This window comes from Bacillus sp. JJ722, from assembly GCF_036963345.1.
GTDB lineage: Bacteria > Bacillota > Bacilli > Bacillales > DSM-1321 > Bacillus_AD.
The window spans coordinates 1-3925 of the sequence record NZ_JBALMO010000147.1 but is presented as its reverse complement, the minus strand read 5'-3'; the positions used below and the strand labels follow the sequence as shown (position 1 = coordinate 3925).

Genomic DNA, 3925 nt, shown 5'->3' with positions numbered 1-3925 from the left:
ATATACTATAGTTAGGAATCATTTATCAAAGAATATCTCAGGAGGTTTCATCATGTACTTTTCTAAAAAACAACCAGAAGTTGATGAAGTCATAATTGAAGATACACCTGTTTATGCTTGTACTTCGGAGGAATGTAATGGATGGATGAGGGCTCAATTTATATCAGATGATTCTATATGTCCATTATGTGGTAGTGATATGCAAGAAGAACTCAGACAATTACCTAAGATTACTTAACAACGCAAGAATTATATAACGTGTTAAAATAACTGCCTTTTGGTGAAACATCTGTTTAGTTATTTGAGTTTTGGTTTGTCTGTCATTTTATTGTTATGTTAATGTAACTATTGTTATGCAATTATAACTGTCTTGTTCTCATTGTTAAGAAAATTCATGCTATGCTTATTTCCGTTAGCTAGTTTATCCATTAGCTAATGGAGAGGAGAAGTAAACTAACATGAGAAAAACATTAGTATCATTTATTGCAGCAGCAGCCATATCAACAACTTTGGGGATAAATGCACATGCAGAAGAAATCGTTGTTAAAAAAGGCGATACACTATCAGAATTGGCACAAAAGTATGATGTATCTATTAGTGATCTTCAAAAAGCGAATGGATTACAATCAGATTTAATATTTGTAAATCAAAAACTTACTATTTCACCAGATGAATATTATACTGTATTAGCTGGTGATTCACTTTGGAAAATTGCTCAACAGTTTAATGTAGCAGTATCCGATATTCAGAGCTGGAATAACATAACAGGTGATTTAATTCATCCTAAACAACAACTACTTATTAAGAAATCTGGAAGTATTCAAAAAGCAACACAATACCCTACAACACCACCAAATAAAGTAGAACAGCAACAACAACCTAGGAAACAGGATGTCAAGCTGAAAGCTAACACGTCTAACAAAGAAGCTGTGTCTGGGCAACAGCCAACACAAAAACCTCTTGAACCAGCAGCACCAGTTCAAGAGAAACCAAATGCTAAGCCTAAACAAGATGCACCTGCTCCAGCTGAAAGTGCTACTAAAACATTAACGATGACAGCAACAGCATATTCAGAAGACTGTAAAGACTGCTCGGGTGTTACAGCAACTGGGTTTAATTTAGGAGAAAATCCGGATGCTAAAGTAATTGCTGTTGACCCTAATGTCATTCCACTAGGTACGAAAGTATATGTTGAAGGTTACGGTTATGCAACTGCTTTAGATACAGGTGGCGCAATTAAAGGGAACAAAATTGATGTTTTCATACCAAATGAAAGTGAAGCAAAACAATGGGGTGTTAAACAAGTAAAAGTTCAAATACTTGATTAATACCATCTATAAGTCATATTATATATAGTAAAGCCGCTCATTTCTGGGCGGTTTTTTAATTGTCTGGGGTTTTACAGGTTTACTTATAGGAAGTAATCAGGAAGGTTTGATGTCCAAAGTTAGTATTTTAATACATTTTTTAAAAATAATTGATATTGTTTTTGACGTATTGATGTAAAATAATGAACAGTGATCTGTTGTATTTTTGTAGTGGAGTTGACTATTGCTCATGGAAGATATTATTTTTTCATTCAATCCTATCCTTATGTTGATAGGAATTTTGTTAACATGTATAGCAGTGTACGCAGCGTTGGATTTGTTTACCCACATGATTAGTATGAAAAGCAATCATAATTTTCTATTTTGGGGAAGTTCATTTTGCATGGCTATAGGAATTTGGTTGATGAATTTCTTTGGAATGCTAGCTATTGATATGAATAGCTCCGCTGAATATATTGTATTTATTAGTTCGATCTCAATGTTTTGTAGTTTTATCTTAGTTTTTTTTGCTTTTAAGTTTCTAGAGAAGAAAACAAAGAAGAGGAATTTATATATTGGTAGTGCTTTGATTGCTTTGGCTGTTTTAGTAACCAATCTTATAGGAATGCATTCTATTCATGTTAGTTTCCAGTATAGTGTTATTTGGCTGAGTATAGCATTTTTGTTAATTATGCTTTTTTGTTTTATAGCGTTTTGGTTCATATCTGATGCGGAGGGGAACTTTCCTCATATATGGATTAAGCCACTTTCGTCGTTTATTATAACGGTGGCAATTGGGCAAGGCTTTTTATTAGTCATTAAGTCATCACTGAAGGTAGACAACTATGATAAGGTGTTATCTTATCTGTCAATCGACGGGTATTGGCTTCCTTCAATATTCCTATTATTATGCGTAATGGTCTTTGGAGGATTAATATTAGGTAGCATGATAGCAAATAAGCGAGTAGTTAAAACAAATCTTTATTCTAAAGATATAATGTCTGCTTTAGATGCATCCTCGATTGTAACGATAACGGATCCTAAAGGTAGAATTACATATGTGAATGATAAATTTGTAGAAATAACCAAATATAAAGAAGAGGAGTTAGTTGGTAAGAGGTTTACTATGGTGAATTCCGATTATCATCCGAAATCTTTCTTTGAAGAGCTTTGGGCTACAATTGATAAAGGTGAAATTTGGAAAGGTGAAATGTGTAATAAAGCAAAGGATGGTACGTATTATTGGGTAGATACAACGATTATTCCTTTCTTGGATAATAACAAACAACCATATCAGTATGTAGCAATCCAAAGAGATATTACAGCTCGCAAAGAGGTAGAAGAAGAACTACAAAATACACTAAAAGAATTTAAAGAATATAAATACGCTCTTGATCAAGCTTCCATTGTAGCTGTTACAGATGAACGCGGGATTATTACGAAGGTAAATGAAAATTTTTGTAATATCTCCAAGTATTCGAAAGATGAACTCATTGGTAGTGATCATCGTATTTTAAACTCGGGTTATCATTCTAAAGAGTTTTTCAAGAATTTGTGGAGGAAAATTGGTAATGGTGAAGTATGGAAAGGTGAAATTCGTAATATGGCGAAAGACGGTACATATTATTGGGTTCATACGACGATTGTTCCATTTCTTAATGATAACAATAAGCCTTATCAATATCTCGCGATTCGAAATGATATTACCGAAAAGAAAAAACAAGAAGAAATGTTACATAGACAAGATAAATTATCTGCATTAGGACAAATGGCTGCTGGAATAGCACATGAAATTCGGAACCCGCTAACAAGTATGAGGGGATATACAGAATTTTTACTACTTGATGAAGAAAAACCTGATCGAAAAGAGCATCTTGAAATAATTTTGGATGAAATAAATCGTGTAAATACGATCGTGGAAGAATTTATGATGATTGCGAAGCCAAAGGCAGATTTACTAGCAGTGAAAAATATTGTATCGATAGTAAGAAATACGTTAGCTTTATTTGCCTATGAAGCAAAGAAGAAAAAGGTACAAATACATCTCGATGCTTGTGAAGAAGAATTTTTGATTCTATGCGATGAGAATAGACTGAAACAAGTATTCTTAAACTTAGTAAAGAATAGCATAGAGGCAATGCCTGATGGTGGACAATTGAATCTTCATATAGAGAAAAATGATAAAAACATTGTTATCGTTGTTTCTGATACAGGTGTAGGAATTCCGCAAAACCAATTGAAAAAAATTGGTGAACCATTTTATACTACGAAAGAATCAGGAACAGGACTTGGATTAATGATTAGCTTCAAAATTATCGAAAGTCATCAAGGTAAAATTGAGATTGAAAGTGAACAGAATAAAGGGACTTCATTCAAAATTATTTTACCCTTTGCTGAATATTATAAGTAAATGATTGGATCTGGTTATTGCTATTAACCGGATCCTTTTTTTCGTTGTCTAGCTCCAGCGCCCAGCTCCTAGTGGACTTCGCCAACCTCCCTACGATAAGTCAACTAAGAAATGCTGAAACGGCCCGTTCAGCCCCGCTGGCATAAGACGAATCACACAGGAAATCCTGATTTCCGAAGTGATTTGGCTTATGACACGAGGGGCTTGA

The 3925-nt window shown here is 33.8% G+C and carries 3 protein-coding genes; all 3 read left to right on the top strand.

Features of this window, described 5'->3' with window-relative positions; genetic code table 11:
* The first annotated feature begins 52 nt into the window (after positions 1 to 52).
* Positions 53 to 238 (top strand): cold-inducible protein YdjO-related protein, encoded by a 186-nt coding sequence (locus V7014_RS17555; RefSeq protein WP_335508753.1) that lies wholly within the window; start codon positions 53 to 55, stop codon positions 236 to 238.
* Positions 239 to 458: 220 nt separating this feature from the next.
* Positions 459 to 1328, top strand: coding sequence for a LysM peptidoglycan-binding and 3D domain-containing protein (locus V7014_RS17550; protein WP_335508751.1), 870 nt, complete (start codon positions 459 to 461; stop codon positions 1326 to 1328).
* A 382-nt stretch (positions 1329 to 1710) separates the two neighbouring features.
* On the top strand, positions 1711 to 3717 hold the full coding sequence (locus V7014_RS17545; RefSeq protein WP_335508749.1) for a PAS domain-containing protein: 2007 nt from the start codon (positions 1711 to 1713) through the stop codon (positions 3715 to 3717).
* Positions 3718 to 3925 lie beyond the last annotated feature (208 nt).

Bases quoted from the DNA above. Each gene is read 5' to 3' on its own strand.
- V7014_RS17555 (WP_335508753.1), top strand. From the start codon at position 53: ATGTACTTTTCTAAAAAACAACCAGAAGTTGATGAAGTCATAATTGAA.
- V7014_RS17550 (WP_335508751.1), top strand. From the start codon at position 459: ATGAGAAAAACATTAGTATCATTTATTGCAGCAGCAGCCATATCAACA.
- V7014_RS17545 (WP_335508749.1), top strand. From the start codon at position 1,711: ATGGCTATAGGAATTTGGTTGATGAATTTCTTTGGAATGCTAGCTATT.